Below are 19863 nucleotides of genomic sequence, written 5' to 3'. Positions count from 1 at the left end.
CTTCGTCGAGGAAGCCCGTTGTCGGCCCTATTTGGCGGACCACATTCCCAGGTGGGAGCCCGTGTCGGATGCCTGGATGGCGGCCGGGTCGAACGAGAGGCCGCCTTCGGCGGTCAAGCCGCCGGGTGAACCGGGCAGCACCCAGGCCGCTCCGGTCTCGGCAACTGTGCGGCCCTCTCCGGCGCTCGGCTTGGCCCGGCCGTCCTCTCCAGGGGAGCCGACGCCTGGCTTGGCCCCGCTGTCCTCTCCGGGGGCGCCCACACCGAGGTCGGCGCGGCCGTCGCCGTTGAGGTCGAGCAGGCTGACGGAGGCGCCGAACCGGTCTCCGTCCTCGGCGGTCCCGGGAACGCCTGGGCTGGCCTGGGTGAACAGCCGCGCCCCGGTCGGGCCGCCCCTGCCGCCTCTGAACAGCAGCACGGCGCCACCACCGGTCTTGCCGGGCACGCCCGCGGCGATGTCGGCGTACCCGTCGCCGTCCACGTCTCCGGTGGCGAGGTCGAAGCCGAACTGATCTCCTCGCGCGCCGATCCCCGGCACGCCGGGGCTGTCCTGGGTCAGGGTGCGGGTGCGGCGGCCGGGACCGTCCGCCGAGCCGTACAGGACCTTGATGGTGCCTTCGTCAGCCTTCAGGGTGTCGACGAAGCCGCTGGGGATGACGCGCAGCACCAGGTCGCCGTAGTGGTCGCCGTCGAGGTCGCCCACGCTGCCGGTGGCGGCCGCGTCCAGCCGCCTCGGCCGCCCGGCGAGCCCCTGCGGGCCGCCCTTCCAGAACAGGGACGGCTCGGCCGTCTCCTCCCAGGCGTGCGTGGTGACCAGGTCGTCCTTGCCGTCGCCGGTCAGGTCGCCGGCCACCAGCCTGGTCGGATGCTCGTAGGACCCGTCCAGGACGACCTTGCGGGCCGGGCGGCCGGCACGCGGGAACGGGCCGTGGAAGACGTTCACCAGCCCCCGCTCGCTGGTGGCGGCCAGGTCGTCCTTGCCGTCGCCGTCGAAGTCGCCGACCGCCAGCTCCTGGCCCTCGGTCCGGTCGACCAGGTCCGGCGGTACGTCGGTGCGCGGGGGGTCGATCAGCGGGGTGCCCAGCGCCAGCCCGTCCTTGCCGCCCCACAGCAGGGTGACGAACCGCCGGTCCAGCTCGAAGGGGTTGTACGAGCTGACCGCCAGGTCGGTGTAGCCGTCGGCGTCGAAGTCACCGGCGGCGGTGCGGGCCCCGAACGCGTCCCCGGCCACGGGATCGCCGGCCACGTTGGAGCTGTCGAGGTGCAGGATCCGGCGCCGGGCGGGATCGACGCCACCGGCCGCCCCATACAAGATGGCGATATATCCGGCTTTGAGGGTGTGGCCGACCGTACCCGCCGGGGCTGAGACCGCGTAGTCCTCGAATCCGTCACGGTTGAAGTCGACCTTGGCCGCGGTGAAGCCGACCGGGGTGGCGGTGCTCGGCGAGCTCGCGGCGGGCCGGGAGTCGCCCTCGTGGGGCCGGGATTCGGCGCCGCCCAGCACGAGGGACGCGCAGATCACCGTACACATGACGCCCCGCACAGATCCTCCACCGGCGCTCGACCTCAGCACGATACACAACGAGTGGTTGACACCATCCGGGTCGAGCGGAAAAGATACGGTCGTCCGTACAACTTAGGACGTGAGCGTATGACCGACTGGGAACGCCGGCTGGCCCTCGACCCGTCAGCCGTGGTGCCGCTCTACTACCAACTGCGCGAGCGCCTGCGGGCGGCCATCCGTGACTGCGAGCCCGACACGCCCATCCCCGCCGAGAAGGACCTCATGGCGTACGCGGGCGTGAGCCGGGCGACGGCCCGCCGGGCGATCGGCGACCTGGTGCAGGAGGGCCTGCTGGTGGCCAGGCAGGGCAGCGGCACCTACACCGCGCCGCTGGCCGTGGCCCCCGAGCTGGGCGCGGGCCCGGTCGGCTTCACCGAGACGATGGCGCGGCTCGGCCGCAGGCCGACGACGCAGGTGCTCAAGGCCCATCTGCAGCCGGCGGGCGCCGAGGTCGCCGTGGCGCTCGGTGTCCGGGAGACGGAGCAGATCGTCTTCATCGAGCGGCTGCGGCTGCTCGAAGGCGCGCCCTGCATGCTGGAGAGCGCCCACCTGCCCGCCGAGCTGGTGCCCGGCATCCTCGACGAGGACCTGACAGGTTCGCTCTACGACCTGCTGCGGGTGAAGTACGGACTGTCCCCCGCGAGTGGCAGGGAGACGATCGGCGCGGTCAACGCCGACTACCGGCTCGCCCAGCTGCTGCATGTCCCCATGGCCGCGGCCCTGCTCGCGACCGCCCGCAACACGTGCACCGAGAGCGGTGTCGCGCTCGAATACACCATCCGCCACGCGCGCGGCGACTTCGCCGTGTTCTCCGTGGAGCTCAACGACGCCAAGAACGCCCTGATGGGCCAGTAATACCCCCCAAACAGTCATCTACCTGGACGGCATCGCCGTTCCGGAGGTTGAGCATGTCCATGATGACCCGGCGCAACTTGCTCAAGACCGCGGCGCTGACCACGGCGTCCGGCCTGCTGGCCGCCTGCGGCTCCGCCGAACCGGTGGCCACGGTGCCCGCCGACGGGGTGCCGCGAGGGAAGATCTCCGTCTGGCTGCACCAGACCAAGGCGTACGACGCGGTGTTCACCCCGCTGCTGCGCAGTTACATGCAGGAGTTCGGCGGTGTCGACATCACCCCGCTCTACGTGCCGGTGGACAAGCTCGACGCCAAGCTGCTGACCGCCTTCGCCGGTGACGTGCCGCCCGACCTGTTCAGGATCGGCGGCTGGACCATTCCGGGTCACGCGCGCAAGGGCCGGCTCGCCCCGATCATCCCCAAGGCCATGGGCGTGGCCGACGAGAAGGCGCTGGTCCAGGACTACGACGAGCACGCGATCAGCTCGCTGTCGTACGAGGGCAAGCTGTACGGCGTCCCCACCGACTACACGATCTGCTACCTCTACTACCGCAAGGACAGGTTCGCGGCAGCCGGCCTCGATCCGGACAAGCCGCCCACGACCTGGGAGGAGGTCGCCGAGTACAGCAAGCGGCTGACCTCGGCCGACGGCAAGAAGGTGGGCCTGCAGTGGATCCTGGGCAATCCGCAGTGGACGCTGATGCAGCTGCTCGCCCTGGTCAAGGGGAAGGGCGGCACGATACTCAGCCCCGACGCCGGCAAGGCGACGCTGGCCACTGACGCGGGGGTCGAGGCGCTGCGCTACTACGGGAGCCTGGGCAACGCGAAGCTGTCGAACCCGCTGTCCGGCTTCGGGCTGTTCGCCACCGGCGAGGCGGCCATGCTGGTCTCCGGGCTGTTCGCGATGGACCTGTTCCCCTCGCTGAACCCCAAGCTGACCTTCGGCGACGTCTTCGACATCGCCCCGATGCCGCGCTGGGACGCGGGCAAGCCGGTCGCCCCGGCCTACACCTGGGGGTGGGCGGTGGCCAAGCAGTCGAAGCTGCCGTACACCGCCTGGCACTTCGTCGACTACCTCCAGCGCCAGGACGTCGCGGCCAAGCAGCTCAAGGACGCCAGCATCCTCACCCCGGTCAAGGGCTGGGAGAAGTTGTCAGGCGCCGACCAGAAGGCGCTGGACATCATGGCGGCCGCGGCCCCCTACGCCGACTTCGGCCCGCAGACACCGGTGTGGAACGAGATGGCCAAGGCGCTGACCGACGCGGCCGACGCGGTGGCCTTCGGCAAGAAGACGCCCGAGCAGGCGGCGGCGGACTTCGACCAGGCGATGCGGATGACGCTGTGACGGTGTCCTTACGCCTGGTGCCGCCCGTCACAAAGGTCTCGGGCAAGGGCCAGCGGTGGGCGGAGGCACGCACCGGCGGTCTGCTGGCCTTACCGGCGGCGGTCTACTTCCTGGTCTTCTGGCTCGTGCCGTTCGTCGCGGCCGTGTACCTCAGCTTCACCAGCTACGACTTCGCCGGGACGCCCGAATGGACCGGCCTGGACAACTACCGCAGAATGCTCGGCGACCCCGGCTTCTGGAACTCGGCCCGGGTCACCGCCGCCTACACGATCGGGTCCGTGGTCCCGTCGATCGTGCTCGGCCTGGCGATCGCGGTGCCGCTGAGCAAGCCGGGCCGCTACAACGCCTTCCTTCGCGGGCTGGTGATGATCCCGGCGGCGATGCCGCTGGTGGCCACCTCGATGGTGTGGTCGGTGATCTTCGCCGACAAAGGCCTGGCGAACGCGCTGATCGGGCTCGTCGGAGTGGAGCCGAAGCCGTGGCTGACCGACGAGGGGCTCGCGCTCTGGGCCCTGGTGATCATGACGACCTGGAAGCACCTCGGGCTGTTCGTGATCATCCTGACCGCCGGGCTGCAGGGGCTGCCGCTGAGCGTGTTCGAGGCGGCCGCGCTCGACGGCGCCGGTCCGATTCGGGTCTTCTACCGCATCACGCTTCCGCTGCTACGCCGAACGCTGCTGTTCGTGCTGGTCATCGCGGTGGTCGGGGCGATGCAGTCGTTCGTGCCCGCCTTCCTGCTCACCAAGGGCGGCCCCGCGGGCGCCACCGAGGTGCTGCCGCTCTACCTGTGGGCGACCGGCTTCGGGTTCGAGCGCATGGGCTACGCCTCGGCGATCGCGATGGTGCTGCTGGTGGCCATGCTGGCGCTCTCGCTCGTGCAGTTCAGGGTGCTCAGGGGAGGCGAGGACGGGTGAAGGTGGTCCGCAACACCCTGCTGACGCTGGTCGTGGCCGTCCTGCTGCTGCCGGTGTACGCGATGTTCGCGGTCTCGTCCGCGTCGGACGCGACCGATCTCGGCGGGTTCGGCTTCGACATCTCCCAGCTGGGCGCGCACGTCACGCAGCTGTTCGACCAGGGCGGCTTCCCCCTCTACCTGCGTAACAGCCTGATCCTCGCGCTCGGCATCGGCGTCCTCGAAGTGATCTTCTCCTCGGCCGCCGGATACGCGCTCGCGCAGCTCAGGTTCCCCGGCAGCCGGGTGCTGTTCGCGGTCATCGTGGGGACGCTGTCGCTGTCGCCGATCGTGGTGCTCGTGCCGATGTACCTCATCGTCAAGGAGCTGGGCTGGATCAACTCCTACCAGGGGATGATCGTGCCGTTCATGATGAGCGCGTTCGGGGTGTTCCTGGTCCGCCAGTTCGCCCTGGCCCTGCCGCATGAGCTGCTGCTGTCGGCGCGGGTCGACGGCGCGAGCGAGTTGCGGATCTTCGTCCGCATCGGGGTGCCGCTGCTGCGGCCCGCGCTGCTCACGCTCTTCCTGCTGCAGTTCCTCGCGCAGTGGGACAACCTGCTGTGGCCGCTCATCGTGGCCAACGATCCCGGCCTCTGGCCGCTGCCCGTGGGGCTCTCGCAACTCCAGACGGAGTACGACTTCAGCATCGGCCTGGTCAGCACCGCGGCCCTGATCACGGCGGTGCCGCCGCTGGTGCTGATGTTCCTGCTGCAGCGCTACTACGTGGCGGGGCTGACCTTGGGAGGGGTACGGAAATGAGCGCGTTCGGCGCATGGACCACCGCGTACGGGCTGCCCGCCTTCGCCTACACGATGGATCAGGACAGCGACCCGCGCGCGGAGTGGAACCCCGTCCTGGATCCGCTCACCCGGCGGCACTTCGTCCATGTCGGCAACCGGCGCATCACGCTGGTCGCGGACAACTACGGGCTCAGCGACCTGTTCGACGAGCACACCGGGCTGCTGTGGCTCACCCGTGGCACGGGGGTGACGCGCGTCGGCACCCTTTCCACCGATATTTCGGGATCGGAGCGGGTCTTCGGGCCGACGTTCGCGATCGTCCGGGTCGCCGACGACCGCGTGGCCCTGGACCGCACGGTGCTGTGCCCCGAGGGTGAGCATCCGTGGGTGCTGATCCGGCTGCACGTACGCAACCTGCTCGACGAGCCGGTACGGCTGGAGCTGACCGAGGAGTGGACGGCCGGGGCGGCCCGGGTCGAGCTCATCAGCGGCGCCAAGCCGAGCGAGGATCCCGGGCTGGAGCTGGAGCTCGTCGGCGGCCCGAGGACCGGGTCCGGCCGCCTGGCCATCCCCCTGGAACTGGCGGCGGGCGGAGAGCGGCTGCTGGAGCTGAGATACGGGCTGCTGGACAGTGCGACGGATGGCCGGATGGGTGAGGTGACCGGCTCGTTCGCCGGCAGCCTCGCCGCGCTGCGCGAGCGGCTGCCGAGGGCGGTCGCGGCGCGGGCGCCCGAGGCCGAGCGGGAGGTCCCGTGGCACGCGGCGCTGCTGACCGGCGCGGCCTGCGCCGACGGCGTGCTCGGCGGGCACACCCTCGACCAGGGCTCGTGCTACTCCTTCCGGCACGGCTTCAACGGCGCCGCGCGCGATCCGCTCCAGCACGCGCTGCCGCTGGTCTACATCGAGCCGGACCTGGCCCTGTCCGTGCTGCGCAACACGTGCGCGTGGGGCGGCCCCGACGGCGACCTGCCTTATGCGCTCGGACCGGACAAGCAGCCATGGACCGACCTGTTCCGGCCCTCGGACCAGAACCTGTGGGCCCTGTGGCTGGCGGCCGAATACCTGAGCGCGACGGGCGACCTGGCGGCCTTCGGCGAACCCGTGCCGTACCACCCGGTCCACAGGGCCACGCCGGTGTCGCTCGGCGCGAACCTGCGCCGGCAGTTCAGGTTCCTCACCGACGTGGTGGGCCGGGGAGAGCACGGCCACCTGCGGATACTGAACGCCGACTGGAACGACATGGCCATCACCGAGAGCGGGGTGGAGCGCGAGGTGATGATCTCCCACGGCGAGTCGGTCCTGAACTCGGCCATGGCCGCCTGGGTCCTGCCCCGCTACGCGGTCCTGGCCGAGCGGCTCGGCGACCACGCGACCGCCGCCGAGGCCCGCGAGCTCGGCGAGGAGCTGCGCGACCTGGTGGCGGGGGAGTGGAACGGCCGGTGGTACCGGCGCGCGTACGGCCCGGGAGCCGTCGTCGGGGAGTCCGACCTGTGGCTGGAAGTACAGCCTTGGGCGATCCTGTGCGGCGCCGCACCACCTGAGCGGGCTGTGGAGCTGTTGCACACGATTGAGCGGACTTCCGCCGCCGATTCGCCGCTGGGCGCCCGGCTGCGCTGGCCTGATAAGGGCGCCTATGGCCCCGGCGGGGTCGGCACGATCTGGTACGCGATCAACATGACGCTGATCTGGGCTGCCGCCGAGCACGCCCCCGAGCTGGGCTGGCAGTGGTGGCGCCGGATGTCCCTGGCCGCCCACGCGGCTGCCTATCCGGACGTATGGGAAGGCACGCTGTCCGGGCCCGACGCCTACCTGGCGCCCGAGACCGAGCGGCCAGGGCGCACCTGGGACCTGGCCGACCTCGGTGTGGCCATGCAGGCCTACCCCGTCGCCAACCTGCACAGCCACTCCCAGCCGCTGCTGGCCTACCTGCGGCTGCTCGGCGTCGAGCCGTTCCGCCCGGTCGCGGCGCCCGAGGACGCCGGATTCGCGTCGCGAGTCCTGAAGGTCGGGCTGTGACGCGGCTCGGGATCGACGTCGGCGGCACGTACACCAAATGGGTGGTTCTGGATGGCGAGACGGTGGTCGGCTCGGGCACCGTCCCCACGCCGCCGGACCCCGACGAGACGATGGCGTTCGTGGCCTCGCTGGCCGCCCGCCGGGTGGAGAGCATCGGCATCGGGCTGCCCGGCCACGTGGACCGCGACACCGGGACCGCGCTGTTCGTGCCGAACCCGCCCGGCGACTGGGACGGCTATCCGGTCGGCTCGCGGCTGGGCGCCCTGACCGGGGCGCCGGTGACCGTGGTCAACGACGCCCGCGCGTTCGGGCTCGCCGAGCTGCTCCTCGGGGCGGCGCGCGGGCTGCCCGACGTGCTGTTCGCGGTGCTCGGGACCGGGGTGGGCGGGGCGGTGGCGCTGCGCGGCGGGATACTCGTCGGCCCGCGCGACAATCTCGGCGAGATCGGGCACGTCACGGTCTCCCCCTGGGGGCCGGTGTGCTGCTGCGGCAACCGGGGCTGCGTGGAGACGTTCGCCGGCGGGCCGGGCATCGTGCGGGCCTTCGGCTCCGGCTCGCCCAAGGAGGTCGCCGAGGCCGCACGGGCGGGCGACGGGCGGGCCCTGGGCGCGCTGTCCAGGGCCGGCTGGGCGCTCGGCATCGCGCTGGGCGACGCGGCGGCGTTCTTCGGCGTCGGCACGGTGGTCGTGGGCGGCGGGGTCTCCGGCGCGCTCGATCTCATGCGATCCGCGCTGAACACGGAACTTGAGCGGCGACGTCCGCTCATCGGGGACATCGCGGTGCTACCTGCCGTACTCGGCCCGATGGCCGGGGCGATCGGCGCCGCGCTCTACGGGAGGAGATCTGGATGAAATGGATACGGCGCGCGATGGACCTGCTCGGCGAGATCGAGCGGACACAGGAGGACGCGCTCGCCGCGGCCGCTCGGACGGCCGCCTCGGCCATCGGCGGCGGGGGCGTGGTGCACACGTTCGGGACCGGACATTCGCGGATAGGTGTGGAGGAGATGTTCCCCCGCTACGGCTCCTATCCCGGCTTCCATCCCATCGTGGACCTGTCGACGACCTTCTACACCCAGGTGGCCGGGTCGAACGGGATGCGGCAGGCGATGTTCATCGAGCGGGTCCAAGGGCTCGCCGACGCCATCCTGGCCAACTTCGAGCTACGGCCGAGCGACGCGGCCATCGTGTTCAGCGTCAGCGGCCTGAACGCCGTGCCGATCGAGATGGCGATGGGGCTGCGCAAGGCGGGACTGTCCGTGGTGGCCGTCACGTCGATGCGGGAGACCACGGCCGTCGAGCCGGGTCACCCCAGCGGGACCCGGCTCGCCGACCACGCCGACGTGGTGATCGACCTGTGCACCCCGGTCGGCGATGCGCTGTGCTCCGTCGACGGGCTGGCCGAGCCGGTCGGTCCGGGCAGCACGCTGGCCGCGGTCTCCGTGGTCAACGAGATCAAGGTCCGTACCGCCGAGCTGCTCGTCGCGGGCGGCTGGGTCCCGCCGGTCATCTCCAGCGCCAAGCTCGTCGGCGGCCCGCGCTCGGAGGAGCTGTTCGAGGCCGCCTACCTCGAACACGCCCGCCGCGCCGCCGCCGTGCTCAGGAAGCCATGAGCGCCGTACTGGTGGCCGGCTCGGACGGCGGCATCGGCCGGGCCTGCGTGGCGGCGGTCGAGGCCACCGGCGGGGCCGCCTTCGGCGTGGACCTGGCCGGCGGCATCGACATCACCACGCCGGGGCACGCGGAGAAGGCCCTCGCCCAGGCGACGGCCGTGCACGGGGAGATCTCCGGCGTCGTGCACGCGGTCGGCATGTCGGGCCGCTCGCTCGGCGACGGCGGCGTGGTCGAGTGCACCGACACGGCCTGGCACGAGGTGCACCGGGTCAACCACGAGTCGGTGTTCCGGCTGCTGCGCGCGGCGATCCCCGCGATGCGGGAGGGCGGGTCGATCGTGGTGATCGGCTCGGCGCTGGGCTCCTCGCTCGACGACGACTTCCGCACCGTGGCCTACGCCTCGGCCAAGGGCGCGCTGATCCCGCTGATCAGGACCGCGGCCCGCGAGGCGGCGCCGCACGGCGTGCGGGTCAACCTGATCTCTGCCGGGCTGGTGGCCACGCCGATGAGCCGCCGCGCCCAGAGCTCCGAGGCGATCAAGGCCAAGCTGCCGTCGCTGATGCCGCTCGGCGCCGAGCTGTGCCAGCCGGAGGAGGTCGCCCAGGCCGTGCTGTGGCTGCTGTCCCCGTCGTCCGGACGGACCACGGGCGCGGTCATTCCCGTCGACGGAGGGTGGCACCTGCGATGAACGTCCTGTGGGAAGGCGATGTCGTGGTCGCGGGCGGAGGCAGCGCGGGATGCGCGGCCGCCGTCGCGGCGGCGCGTACCGGGGCGTCGTGCCTGCTGGTGGAGTCGGCGGGCTTCCTCGGCGGTACGGGTGCCGCGGTGCTCGACACCTTCTACGGCTTCTACGCCCCCGGTCCCGTCTCGCGGCGGGTCGTCGGCGGCGTCGGCTGGGAGGTGTGCGAGCGGCTCTTCGAGGCCGGGGCCGCCTTCGAGCGGCCCAACACCTATGGCGCGGGCACCGGGGTGACCTACGAGCCGGAGGAGCTCAAGCTGGTCTGGGACGCGCTGGTCCCGGACGCGCTCCTGCACGCCAGGGTCTGCGACTTCGTGCCGGGCACCGGCGTCGTCGTGGAGACCGTGGCGGGCCGGTTCCTGGTCAAGGCCCAGGTGGTGATCGACGCCACCGGGGACGCCGAGGTGGCCTGGCGGGCCGGGGCCACCCTCGAACGCCCCGGGATGCGGCTGCAGCCGATGACGGCCACGTTCCGGCTCGGCGGGGTCGATCTGTCCGCGACCAGCACGGCGGAGCTGCACGCGCTGATGGCCGACGCCGATCTGCCGAGGCGCGAGGGGTCCGTGCATCGGACCGTGAACGACGGGATCGTGCACACCAACCTCACGCGGGTTACCGGCCTCGATCCGACCGATCCGGTCGAGCTGGCGGAGGCCGAGCGGGTGGGGCGGCGGCAGGTCCGCGACTATGTCGCCTTCCTGCGGGCGAAGGTCCCGGGGTACGGCTCGGCCGTGCTGCTCAGCACGTCCGTACGTATCGGGGTACGGGAGTCACGCCGCCTGGTCGGACGATATGTCCTGACTTCTGATGATGTGTTGGCCGGGCGGGATTTTCCCGACACGATCGCGCGGTGCGGCGCGCCCATCGAGGACCACGACTCGGGGGCCGCCACCCGCTGGGAGTACGTCCACGACTTCGGCACCTACGGCATCCCCTACCGGTGCCTGCTCCCCGTCGAGGTGGACGGGCTGATCGTGGCCGGCCGCTGCCTGTCGGCCACGCACGACGCCCACGCCTCCGCCCGGTCCATGGGGCAGTGCATGGCGATGGGGCAGGCGGCGGGGACGGCCGCGGCGCTGGCCGTACAGGCCGGGGTGGAGCCCGCGGCGGTGGACGTGGAGCTGCTGCGCACGCGGCTGCGAGAAGAAGGAGCGCTTCTGTGACCGTCCGTACCGTGCTGGGGGATGTCGAGGAGCTGGGCATCACCTATGCGCACGAGCACCTGTTCATGACCGGTGGCTGGCCGGTGCGCAACGAGCCGGACTACCGGCTCGACTCCCTCGACGCGGCCGTGGTGGAGGTGACGGAGGCGCAGCGGCTGGGCCTGTCCGCGGTGGTCGAGATGACGCCGCTCGGGTTCGGCCGCAGTCCGTCCCTGATGAAGGAGCTGGCGGAGCGGACCGGGCTGCACGTGATCGCGGTGACCGGGTTCCACAAGAGCGGCTACTACAGCGACGCGCACTGGATGCACCGCTACTCGGTCGACGAGATCACGGAGCTCCTCGTGGCCGAGATCGAGCAGGGCATGGACGAGTACGGGCTGGTGGGGCCGCTGGTGCGGCGGTCGTCGGCCCGGGCGGGCGCCATCAAGATCGCCACGGCGTACCACTCGTTCGGGCGCGGTGTGGCGCGGCTGGTCGGCGCGGTGGCGGCCGCCGCCAGGCGGACCGGAGTGCCGGTCGTCACCCATTGCGACAAGGGCACGATGGGACACGAGCTGCTGGACGCGCTGGCCTCGGAAGGGGTGGCGGCCGATCGGGTGGTGCTCGGTCACATCGACCACAATCCCGACGCCGGATATCTCGTCTCATTGGCGGAGAGAGGGGCCTATCTGGCCTTCGACCGGCCGGGGCGGGTCAAGTACGGCCCGGACAGCGAGATCGTCGCGCTTGTCGCCGAGCTCGCCGAGCGCGGGCTGGGGGATCGGGTGCTGTTCGGGATGGATCTGGCGCGCAGGTCGTACTGGCCGAGCCTGGGCGGCGGGCCCGGCCTGACGTACCTCCTGGAGCGGTTCGTGCCGCGGCTGGAGGCCGCGGGGCTGGGTGAGGTGGCCAAGGCGGCGCTGACCGGCAACCCGCGCGCCGCCTTCGCGCTGCGTCGTTAGGGCAGGTTCTTCCCCACCTGGTTCTGCCAGTTGGTGTTGGTGTTGAGCTCCGGGGTGGTGCCGGCGAAGGCGCCTCTGGCGTAGGTGTCGCCCTGGAGCTGGTACATCAGCCAGGCCGTCACGTAGCCGAGGAAGCCGCCGCCCGTGCCCTGGACCGTGTTGTGGTCGGCGCCCTTGAGCTGCGCCTTCGCCGCCGCTCCTGGAACCTGGCCGTAGTACGTCTGGAGGGCCGAGTTGGGCGAGATGAGGGTGTCGTTGGCGCCGCTGACGAACAGCACCGGGCAGGCCAGCTGGTCGACGTAGAACTTGTCCCCCGAGCTCACCCAGATGGGGGCAGGCAGCGCGATGGGGACGACGGTGTCGATCAGGCCGCCGGACTTGGTCGCGGTGTTCACCGAACCGCCGGCGCCCTGGGAGTGGCCGACCGCGCCGACCTTCGTCACGTCGAGCTTGCCGTAGAAGACGCTGGAGCTGTCGGTGTTCCTGGCGATCAGGTACTGGGCGGCGGCGATCATCTCCGACCCGGTGCCGGTCGTCATGTCGGTCGAGGCGACCACGGCGAAGCCCCAGGAGGCGAGCTGGTTGAGCAGCCCGGAATACTGCGTGGGCACGGCGTTCGTGCCGTTGCCCCAGGTGATGATCGGATGCTTGACGCCGCCGGCGCCGAGGTCGGCCGGGTAGTAGAGCTTGTAGCCCGGGACGTCGGCGGTCGTGACCGCCCAGGGGCCCGCGACCTTGTAGTGCGCCTCGATGGTGTCCGCGGCCTGGGCCGGTCTGGCCATGATCCCCAGCAGGACCATGATGACGGCCACGACGAGCTTCATACAGCCTCCACAAGTTGTACGGATGACCGAAACTGTCGCTTCACAAATGACCGCTGTCAATGGTTGGATCAGCCCATGGATCACGTCCCTTCCGCCGCCGAGATGCTCGGCTGGATCGAGACCGTCGTGTCCCGGGGCATCCGGCGGCCGGGCTATCCGGCGGACGCGTGGACCGAGCGGTGGCTGGCCGAGCGGCTGACGGAGTTCGGGCTGGAGGTCTCGCTGGAGCCGGTGGAGGTGCCCCGCTGGCAGCCCGGCTTGGGGGTGCTCCGGCTCGACGACGGCACGGAGCTGACCGGGTTCCCGCTCCCGCACACCCTGCCGACGGACGGCCTGCGCGCCAGGATCGCGCCGCTCGCCGACGCGCGGCCCGGCGACATCGCGGTGGACGAACTGGCCTTCACCGAGCTGCCGCAGTCGTACGTCAGCACGCTGGCCACGTCGTCCTACGACCCGGAGGGCGTCTTCGACACGCTCGTCCAGACCCTCCCGTTCGGACCGCGGATGATGGAGGTCGTCGAGCCCGCGCTGGAGGCGGGCGCGGCCGGCTTCATCGGGGCGCTGACCGGGCTGCCGTGGGAGACACGCGACTACTACGTGCCCTATGACGCGATCGAGCGGCCGATTCCCGGTCTGTGGCTGTCCGGGGCCGATGCCCGGCGGCTGCTGGCCCGGCTGCCCTGTATGGGTGAGCTGGTGGCCCAGTCGGTCACCGACACGGTGACCACGTACAACGTGGTCGCCACGCTGCCTGGTAACTCGCCGCACACGGTCATTGTCGGCTCCCACCACGACGGGCCGTGGGCCTCGGCCGTCGAGGACGCTTCGGGCATCGCGCTCGTCCTGGCCGCCGCGCGTCACTGGGCCCGGGTGCCCGCCTCGGACCGGCCGCACAACCTGACGTTCCTGTTCACGTCCGGGCACATGGCGCACGCGGCGGGCACCAGGGCGTTCATCGAGCGCCATCGCCCGGCGCTGGCCGACGTGGTGCTTCAGGTTCATCTCGAACACGCGGCGCTGCGCTGCGAGGCCGTGGACGGTGAGCTCGTCCCCACCGCGGATCCCGAGGTCAGGTGGTGGTTCACCAGCCGGATGCCGCGGCTGGAGAAGCTGGTCGCCGAGACGCTGGCGGAGGAGGGGCTGCGGCGGTCCTTCGTGCTGCCGCCCGACGTGTTCTCGCCCATGCCGCCGACCGATGGGGCGTTCTTCCATCCGGAAGGGGTGCCGCTCGTGCACTTCCTGTCGGCGCCGATGTACCTGTTCGACTCGGCCGACACCCTCGACAAGGTCGATGTGGCGGGGCTGGAGCCGCTGGCCCGCGCGGCCGTGCGCATCGTGGCCGGGACCGCCGGGTGGTCGCCTCAGCTGGGCTGAGTCTCAGTTTTGGCCGCGCTGAGTCTCAGCCGCGCTGGTCGAGGGCGGCCTGGGCCTTGGCGGCGTCCTCCAGGCTGAGCATGGGATGCGAGTAGATGTCGATCAGGGTCTTGGCGAGCAGTTTGTCCCCCTCCTGGCTCAGCACCTCGACGCCCAGGGCCCGGGACATGTGGTGGCGCAGGACGGTCACCGACAGCGCCATCGCGGTGCCCACCGCCGCCCGTGCCTTGCGGGGCACCTGAGGGGGATCAGGCCGGCTCTTGTCGTACTCCTCGATCCACTCCTCGCTCAGCCGTACGAGCTCGTCGAAGACGGCCTCGGCCCGTCCCTCGGCCAGGGCCCGCCCCACATACGGCTGGTGGGGCCCCAGGAGGTTCCGGGCGACGGCCACATAGTTCACGTCACTCGGCATGGGGTCGTTCCGGACCTGGTCGTTGATCCGGCGGATCAACTTGGCCAGATAGTCGTCGCAGGCGTCGCGCAGCGCCTCTTTGGAGCCGAAGTGGTGGCGTACCAGCCCGGAGGACACACCGGCGGTCTCGGCGATGCCCCGGATCGTGGCCCGCTCGAACCCGTGCTCGCCGAAGTGCCGCAGCGCCGCGTCGCGGATCCGGGCGCGGGCGGTGAGGTCTTCGGGGTCCGGTGCGATCGTCACGCTGCCACCTTTTGTATAGCTCGCTGCCTGCTGAGAGAGCCTACTATGCGTGCGTATAGCGGTCGCAGGATCAGGACAGCGGCTACAACCGTTTTGACGATCAGGACAGCAGCTCCACGTAGCCCTCGCTGCCGTTCACCCGGATGAGCTGCCCGTCCTTGATGCGCTGGGTGGCGCCCTCCACGCCGACGACCGACGGCAGGCCGTACTCCCGCGCGACCACCGCGCCGTGCGTCATGACCCCGCCGACCTCCATGACGACGCCCTTCACCGAGACGAACAGCGCCGACCAGCTCGGGTCGGTGAAGACCGTGACCAGGATGTCGCCCTCCTCCACCTCGGCGTCCTCCATGCTCAGGACGACCCGCGCGCGGCCCTCCACGACGCCGGACGACACCGGGATACCCGCCAGCGCCCCCTCGGGCCGGTCGCCCGCGTCGTACTCACCGTTGATCACCTCGCCCTCCGAGGTGATCACTCGCGGCGGGGTCAGCTTCTGGTACGTCTCGTGCGCCTCCCGCCGCTCGGTGATCACGGCGTAGTCCAGCCGCCCGCTGTTGACCACCTGCCTGAACTCCTCCAGCGACAGGAAGTAGACGTCCTCCGGCTCCTTGATCACTCCCTGGGCCACCAGCTTCCTGGCCTCGCCCATCAACGCCTGCTTGTACAGGCCGTAGCGCTGCAGGCACGCGTGCTTGGAGTACTCCCGGTATCCGATGAAGTGGCGCACCAGGCTCATCTGCCGCGCCGCCTTCTTCGCCTTCCGGCCGCCCACCTTGCTTCTCAGCTGGTCCAGGAGGTCGTTCATCGAACGTTCGGCGTCCGCGCGCCCCTGCTCGACGCGGCGCTCGCGCTCGCCGGGCGGGAAGTTCTTGATGTTGCCGAGGATGAGGGGGATGAGCAGCGTCGGGTCCTCGCTCCAGCGCGTCCTGGTGATGTCGATGTCGCCCTGGCAGTGCATGCCGTACTTGTGCAGGTACTCCTCGATGGCCTGGCGGACGACGTCGCCGCCGTCGAGGCCGGAGAGCCCGGCGAAGAACGTGTCGCGCTCGGCGCGTGCGCTCAGATAGTCGACGACGGCTGGGTACTGCCGCACCACGTCGGAGACGTCCAGCAGGTCCAGCCCCATCGCCGCGACGACGTTGTGGGGGGCCGACTGTCCGACGGCGTCGGCGGCGTTCTTCACGCCCAGCCAGGCGTTCATGTGCTTGTTGACCCAGTTCACCGACTGGATGCCGAGGAACGCCGAGGCCACGCTCCGCGGCTCGAACATGATGTCGGTCAGCTCGCGATGGTCCTCGATGATGAACGCGAACACGTCGTCACCGGACTTGCCGACGATCGCCTCCCGGAGCCTGGTCACCGACTCCTCGTTCTGCTCGATGAGCTCGGGGACCACGCGGGGGTCGTCCTCGCGGGACAGCTTGAGGTATTGGCGGGCCATCGGCAGGGGCCCGCCCTTGCCGAAGTTCATCAGGCCCGTCTTTCCGTGGGCCAGTGACTTGACGAAGTCCTTCCTGCTCAGCACGGTGCGCAGGGCGTTGGCCATCAGCACGTCTACCTGGCCGAGGCTCTTGATCGTGAGCGGCCTGGCCCACGTCGACGAGAGCTCGTTGGACATGTCCTTGTAGAACCGGTTCCCGGCCACCGCCATCTTCGGGCGGCCGAGCCACTCGTCCAGCAAGAGGAAGAACGACAGGCCGAGCGGGGTGAACGCGTCGGTCATCATCTGGCGATGCCCGTACGAGATGTAGACGTGGTTCTTGCCGTCGTCCGAGGCCGGAACCGGGTACAGCGTGGTGATGGGACGGCTCTGCAGCACGTGGAACACACCGTCGGACAGGCCCCACTCGATGTCCTGCGGCCGGCCGAAGTGGGCCTCGATCCGCCGCCCGAGGGTCTCCAGCTGAAGGATCTGCTCGTCGGCCAGGGTCTGCGCGTTCTGCCGCGCGGCCTCCACCGGCCGCTCCTCCGTGCCGCCGTCCACCGAGGCGCGTAGCTCCATGGTCTGGGCGGAGACCACCTTGTCGATGATCTGTCCCGCCTTGACCCTGTACGTGTCGGCGTTGACCAGACCGGAGACCAGCGCCTCACCCAGGCCGTAGCCCGCGTCGATCGAGACCACCGTCCGGTTGGACGTGACCGGGTCGGCGGTGAACATGATGCCCGCCGCGTCGGGAAAGACCATCCGCTGCACGACCACCGAGACCTGGACCGCGCGGTGGTCGAAGCCGCTCCTGACGCGGTAGGCCACCGCCCGGTCGGTGAACAGCGAAGCCCAGCACCGCCTGACGTTGTGGACCACCGACTCGGGCCCGCGGACGTTCAGGTAGGTGTCCTGCTGGCCGGCGAAGGAGCTCGACGGCAGGTCCTCAGCGGTGGCGCTCGACCGTACGGCACAGGGGACGTCACCGAGCCCCGCCAGATGGGTGACGATGTCCCGCTCGATCTCCTCGGGTACGGCCAGCGCCTCGATGGCCGTACGAAGGCGGGCACAGGCGGCGGCGATGCCCGGACGGTCGTCGGCGCGCAGGCCGGTCAGCCCGTCGATCAGCGCGCTGACCGTGGGATCCCCCTCCACGACCGCCCGATACGCCGCAGTGGTGACGCAGAACCCGTCCGGCACGCGAACGCCGTCGATGCCGGACAGCTCGCCGAGGTTGGCGCCCTTCCCGCCGACCTGGGGGAGCAGGGTCTTGTCGATCTCGTGGAAGCCGAGTACGTAGGCGCTCATCGCTGAATCCCATCTGCCCTCTCGTACAGAGGGCTTCGAGCCACTACCAATACAGTACAGTACTGTATTGAAATGAACCCGCAGGAGGCCTCATGCCCTTCGATCACCCCGGCTGGCCGCTCGAGCCGGTCCGGCGCCGCGCGGCTAGAATGCGGTCGTGTCTCGCCCCTTCGACATGACCGGAACCTCGCAGCGGCCGGCCGGTCGGCCGCGCAGCCAGGAGGTGGACGCGGCCATCCTCGCCGCCGCGCTGGACCTGCTGATCGAACGAGGCGCCGTGCTCACCAGCATCGAGCAGGTCGCCCAGCGGGCCGGCGTGACCCGGGCCACCGTCTACCGGCGATTCCCCGACAAGACCTCACTGCTGATCGAGGCCATCGAGTCGGTCCACCAGGCCCCCGAGTCGGAGGTCCTCGACTGGCCGGACATCGACCGGATGCTGACCGACTGGGCCCTCTATCTGAGCATGCCCCGCAACCGCTGCATGCTCCGCCGGCTCTATGGCGCCGTGGACGACTACCCCGAGCTGCTCCAGACGTACCGCAACTCCCGCAGCGGCCCCCGCGCCTCAGCCGAGCTCACGACGCTGAGCCGGGCCCGCGACAACGGCCAGCTACCGCCGGACAGGGACCTGAACATCGTCCAGCAGGTGCTGACCGGCGCGATACTGCACCACCTCGGCGCCTACCCGGACTCGACGAGCACCGACGACGTCAAGACGTACCTCACGGCCGTACTCCAGCAGATCGGCTACCACCCCTGACAACCAAGGGCCTCCATGGGCGCTTCGCGTTACGGGGTCGGGCTGTGCTTAATGGGGGGCTGTCGCGCAGGACGAACCCGATGACCTCGCCGCTGTGGGGGCATCCGTACCGTCAGCGTGCCGGTGAGGTGGCGTCCGAGAGTCGGCCGGTCTGATCATCGGATCGGACCAATCGGCGTTCCCAGGCCAGGGCCGCGACCACGCCGGTGGCATGGGCGACCAGGTCCCATGGGTCGGGGAACGCGCCGACCAGGACTCCGCCGATGCCCGGCGGGGTCATGCCGACTATTTGGTAGAACTCGACGGCGGCGATCGCGGCCGTGGCCAGGGCGCGGCGTGCGGCGGTGGTACGCCACAACAGGCCCAAGAACGCGTAGACCAGCACGGTTGCGGGGCGCTACCGCGGCCGTCCGGGAGGCCGTCGCCGTGGTCTCCGCTCAGCACGGGCTGCGCGCTCCCGTCTCCGTCCCGTCCTGGGTCGTGGGCTTGGCGTTGCGCGTGCTGCCCTGGCTGCTCCCCTTCAACCTGCGCAGCTACCTGGAGACGCATCTCACGAAGGTGAGCGCGCAGACGCGGCTGATGCTGGACGGCTGGATCGCCGAAGGCGCCGCCAGGACGCTGCCGGTCGGCCATCTGTCCGCTCTGCGTGACTCATTGCCCGCATGAGCGGCGCGATCGAGGCCCAGGATGTCCTCGCGCTGTTCGCGCGGACCCGGCCGCTGTTCACCGCCCTGGGGGATGAGCGCAGGCAGGAGATCGTCGTCTTCCTCCTGGAGTCCGCGGCCCCACGCAGCGTCGGTGACATCGCCGCGCACCTGGAGCTGTCCCAGCCCGCCACCTCCTACCATCTCAAGATCTTGCGCGATGCGGATCTGCTGACGGTAGGGCGCAACGGCACCCTGCGCCTGTACGACCTCAACGCCAAGGCCTACCCGGACCTCTTGACCCCGATGCGCGACCTCATCACGTCGATCATCTCTTGTGCTTCCGGCCTGGAGGAACAGCCGAGCAGCCAGTAGCGACCTGCGCTGCTCATCATGTTGACCGGCTGGGTACGGGCATGGTCGCCGTACGGGCGACCCGCGGCGGCACACTCGGCGACCTGCCCGGCGGCGGGCTGACCGGGGCGCGCCCTCACGTCGTGGAGACCGACTCCTGCCGCTTGGCTCAGACGCGGGCCAAGGCAGAACAGGCCGCTGCGACCTGAACAGGGCGGGGACTGCCGCGGTGGCCGACACTCCGTGTCCAGTCCCCGGATCTGCTCACCCGATCATGTGGTGGGGAACGGCCAGATCATCCTTGGCGAACAGGCGGGTCAAAGTCAGCGGATCGTCTTTGGAGCAGGCAGCGGCGACCTCGTCGATGAGCTGGTCGTAATCGGGTCCCGTCTTGCCCTCATACGCAGCAGTCATACGCCCCCATTCGTCCCAGTTCGGCATTTCCCGCTTGCACAGCGCGGCGAGATCGCGGACGGCGTTGCCGCTGATCTCTGCCGGCCCCCAGGCGAAATCGACACCGGCCACCCCGAACTTCTGCCCGTCGACCAAGCCTTGGCGGTACTGGATCCATGCCTGCCGCCGGTCAGGAA

Annotated in this window: 21 protein-coding genes; 15 read left to right on the top strand and 6 right to left on the bottom strand. The window is 70.6% G+C overall.

What is annotated here, in order from left to right; translation table 11 throughout:
* Positions 1–27: 27 nt before the first annotated feature.
* The gene (locus tag AB0B61_RS31520; protein ID WP_358439472.1) at positions 28–1542 is read right to left on the bottom strand and encodes an FG-GAP repeat protein; all 1515 of its coding nucleotides are present in this window, start codon (positions 1540–1542) and stop codon (positions 28–30) included.
* A 108-nt stretch (positions 1543–1650) separates the two neighbouring features.
* Between AB0B61_RS31520 and AB0B61_RS31515 the strand changes: the two genes are divergently transcribed.
* The 10 genes from AB0B61_RS31515 to AB0B61_RS31470 are packed head-to-tail and all read left to right on the top strand — an operon-like array spanning position 1651 to position 11925.
* On the top strand, positions 1651–2418 hold the full coding sequence (locus AB0B61_RS31515) for a GntR family transcriptional regulator (protein WP_358439469.1): 768 nt from the start codon (positions 1651–1653) through the stop codon (positions 2416–2418).
* A 53-nt stretch (positions 2419–2471) separates the two neighbouring features.
* The gene (locus AB0B61_RS31510; RefSeq protein WP_358439466.1) at positions 2472–3761 is read left to right on the top strand and encodes a substrate-binding domain-containing protein; all 1290 of its coding nucleotides are present in this window, start codon (positions 2472–2474) and stop codon (positions 3759–3761) included.
* A 2-nt stretch (positions 3762–3763) separates the two neighbouring features.
* Positions 3764–4675 carry a sugar ABC transporter permease gene (locus AB0B61_RS31505; protein ID WP_358439463.1) on the top strand — a complete coding sequence of 304 codons (912 nt, stop codon included), beginning with the start codon at positions 3764–3766 and terminating at the stop codon, positions 4673–4675.
* Complete coding sequence (locus AB0B61_RS31500) at positions 4672–5472, top strand: carbohydrate ABC transporter permease (RefSeq protein ID WP_358439460.1); 801 nt, start codon at positions 4672–4674, stop codon at positions 5470–5472. Before AB0B61_RS31505 ends, AB0B61_RS31500 begins: the two co-directional genes overlap by 4 nt.
* Positions 5469–7469 (top strand): hypothetical protein, encoded by a 2001-nt coding sequence (locus AB0B61_RS31495; protein ID WP_358439458.1) that lies wholly within the window; start codon positions 5469–5471, stop codon positions 7467–7469. The genes AB0B61_RS31500 and AB0B61_RS31495 overlap by 4 nt, the downstream gene beginning before the upstream one ends.
* Entirely contained in the window at positions 7466–8320 is an 855-nt protein-coding gene (locus tag AB0B61_RS31490; protein WP_358439455.1) for an ROK family protein, read from the top strand. Before AB0B61_RS31495 ends, AB0B61_RS31490 begins: the two co-directional genes overlap by 4 nt.
* Complete coding sequence (locus AB0B61_RS31485; protein ID WP_358439452.1) at positions 8317–9081, top strand: sugar isomerase domain-containing protein; 765 nt, start codon at positions 8317–8319, stop codon at positions 9079–9081. Before AB0B61_RS31490 ends, AB0B61_RS31485 begins: the two co-directional genes overlap by 4 nt.
* Positions 9078–9770 carry an SDR family oxidoreductase gene (locus AB0B61_RS31480; RefSeq protein ID WP_358439449.1) on the top strand — a complete coding sequence of 231 codons (693 nt, stop codon included), beginning with the start codon at positions 9078–9080 and terminating at the stop codon, positions 9768–9770. The genes AB0B61_RS31485 and AB0B61_RS31480 overlap by 4 nt, the downstream gene beginning before the upstream one ends.
* A complete protein-coding gene (locus AB0B61_RS31475; protein WP_358439447.1) occupies positions 9767–10984 on the top strand; it encodes an FAD-dependent oxidoreductase in 1218 nt (405 codons plus the stop codon). The genes AB0B61_RS31480 and AB0B61_RS31475 overlap by 4 nt, the downstream gene beginning before the upstream one ends.
* Positions 10981–11925 carry a hypothetical protein gene (locus AB0B61_RS31470; RefSeq protein WP_358439444.1) on the top strand — a complete coding sequence of 315 codons (945 nt, stop codon included), beginning with the start codon at positions 10981–10983 and terminating at the stop codon, positions 11923–11925. The genes AB0B61_RS31475 and AB0B61_RS31470 overlap by 4 nt, the downstream gene beginning before the upstream one ends.
* Here the strand turns inward: AB0B61_RS31470 and AB0B61_RS31465 are convergent.
* The gene (locus AB0B61_RS31465) at positions 11922–12749 is read right to left on the bottom strand and encodes an alpha/beta hydrolase (RefSeq protein WP_358439442.1); all 828 of its coding nucleotides are present in this window, start codon (positions 12747–12749) and stop codon (positions 11922–11924) included. The genes AB0B61_RS31470 and AB0B61_RS31465 overlap by 4 nt on opposite strands.
* Before the next feature lie 75 nt (positions 12750–12824).
* Here AB0B61_RS31465 and AB0B61_RS31460 point away from each other — a divergent pair, with 75 nt between their 5' ends.
* Positions 12825–14123 carry a M28 family peptidase gene (locus AB0B61_RS31460; RefSeq protein WP_358439439.1) on the top strand — a complete coding sequence of 433 codons (1299 nt, stop codon included), beginning with the start codon at positions 12825–12827 and terminating at the stop codon, positions 14121–14123.
* Positions 14124–14148: 25 nt separating this feature from the next.
* Here the strand turns inward: AB0B61_RS31460 and AB0B61_RS31455 are convergent, their stop codons facing one another.
* Together AB0B61_RS31455 and rph are read right to left on the bottom strand one after the other, a co-directional pair.
* Positions 14149–14778, bottom strand: a complete 630-nt coding sequence (locus AB0B61_RS31455) for a helix-turn-helix domain-containing protein (protein ID WP_358439436.1) — start codon at positions 14776–14778, stop codon at positions 14149–14151.
* A 100-nt stretch (positions 14779–14878) separates the two neighbouring features.
* Positions 14879–17512, bottom strand: coding sequence for a rifamycin-inactivating phosphotransferase (rph, locus tag AB0B61_RS31450; RefSeq protein ID WP_358439432.1), 2634 nt, complete (start codon positions 17510–17512; stop codon positions 14879–14881).
* A gap of 157 nt (positions 17513–17669) precedes the next feature.
* Here rph and AB0B61_RS31445 point away from each other — a divergent pair, with 157 nt between their 5' ends.
* Positions 17670–18275: a TetR/AcrR family transcriptional regulator gene (locus AB0B61_RS31445; protein WP_358439429.1), complete on the top strand. Its 606-nt coding sequence runs from the start codon at positions 17670–17672 to the stop codon at positions 18273–18275.
* Between the two features lie 112 nt (positions 18276–18387).
* On the opposite strand, the gene AB0B61_RS31440 is transcribed toward AB0B61_RS31445, so the two are convergent.
* Complete coding sequence (locus AB0B61_RS31440) at positions 18388–18660, bottom strand: hypothetical protein (protein ID WP_358439426.1); 273 nt, start codon at positions 18658–18660, stop codon at positions 18388–18390.
* Positions 18661–18662: 2 nt separating this feature from the next.
* On the opposite strand from AB0B61_RS31440, the gene AB0B61_RS31435 reads away from it, so the two are divergent.
* From AB0B61_RS31435 to AB0B61_RS31425, 3 genes are read left to right on the top strand one after another with little or no spacing between them, the layout of a single operon-like run.
* Positions 18663–18941 (top strand): hypothetical protein, encoded by a 279-nt coding sequence (locus tag AB0B61_RS31435; RefSeq protein ID WP_358439423.1) that lies wholly within the window; start codon positions 18663–18665, stop codon positions 18939–18941.
* On the top strand, positions 18938–19294 hold the full coding sequence (locus AB0B61_RS31430) for a metalloregulator ArsR/SmtB family transcription factor (RefSeq protein ID WP_358439420.1): 357 nt from the start codon (positions 18938–18940) through the stop codon (positions 19292–19294). Before AB0B61_RS31435 ends, AB0B61_RS31430 begins: the two co-directional genes overlap by 4 nt.
* Positions 19295–19335: 41 nt before the next feature.
* On the top strand, positions 19336–19482 hold the full coding sequence (locus AB0B61_RS31425; protein WP_358439417.1) for a hypothetical protein: 147 nt from the start codon (positions 19336–19338) through the stop codon (positions 19480–19482).
* A gap of 55 nt (positions 19483–19537) precedes the next feature.
* Here AB0B61_RS31425 and AB0B61_RS31420 read toward each other — a convergent pair whose 3' ends face one another.
* Complete coding sequence (locus AB0B61_RS31420; RefSeq protein WP_358439414.1) at positions 19538–19822, bottom strand: hypothetical protein; 285 nt, start codon at positions 19820–19822, stop codon at positions 19538–19540.
* Positions 19823–19863: the final 41 nt, after the last annotated feature.

It is taken from the genome of Nonomuraea sp. NPDC049158 (assembly GCF_040648335.1).
Taxonomy (GTDB): Bacteria; Actinomycetota; Actinomycetes; order Streptosporangiales; family Streptosporangiaceae; genus Nonomuraea.
This window is presented reverse-complemented; position numbering and strand designations above follow the sequence as displayed.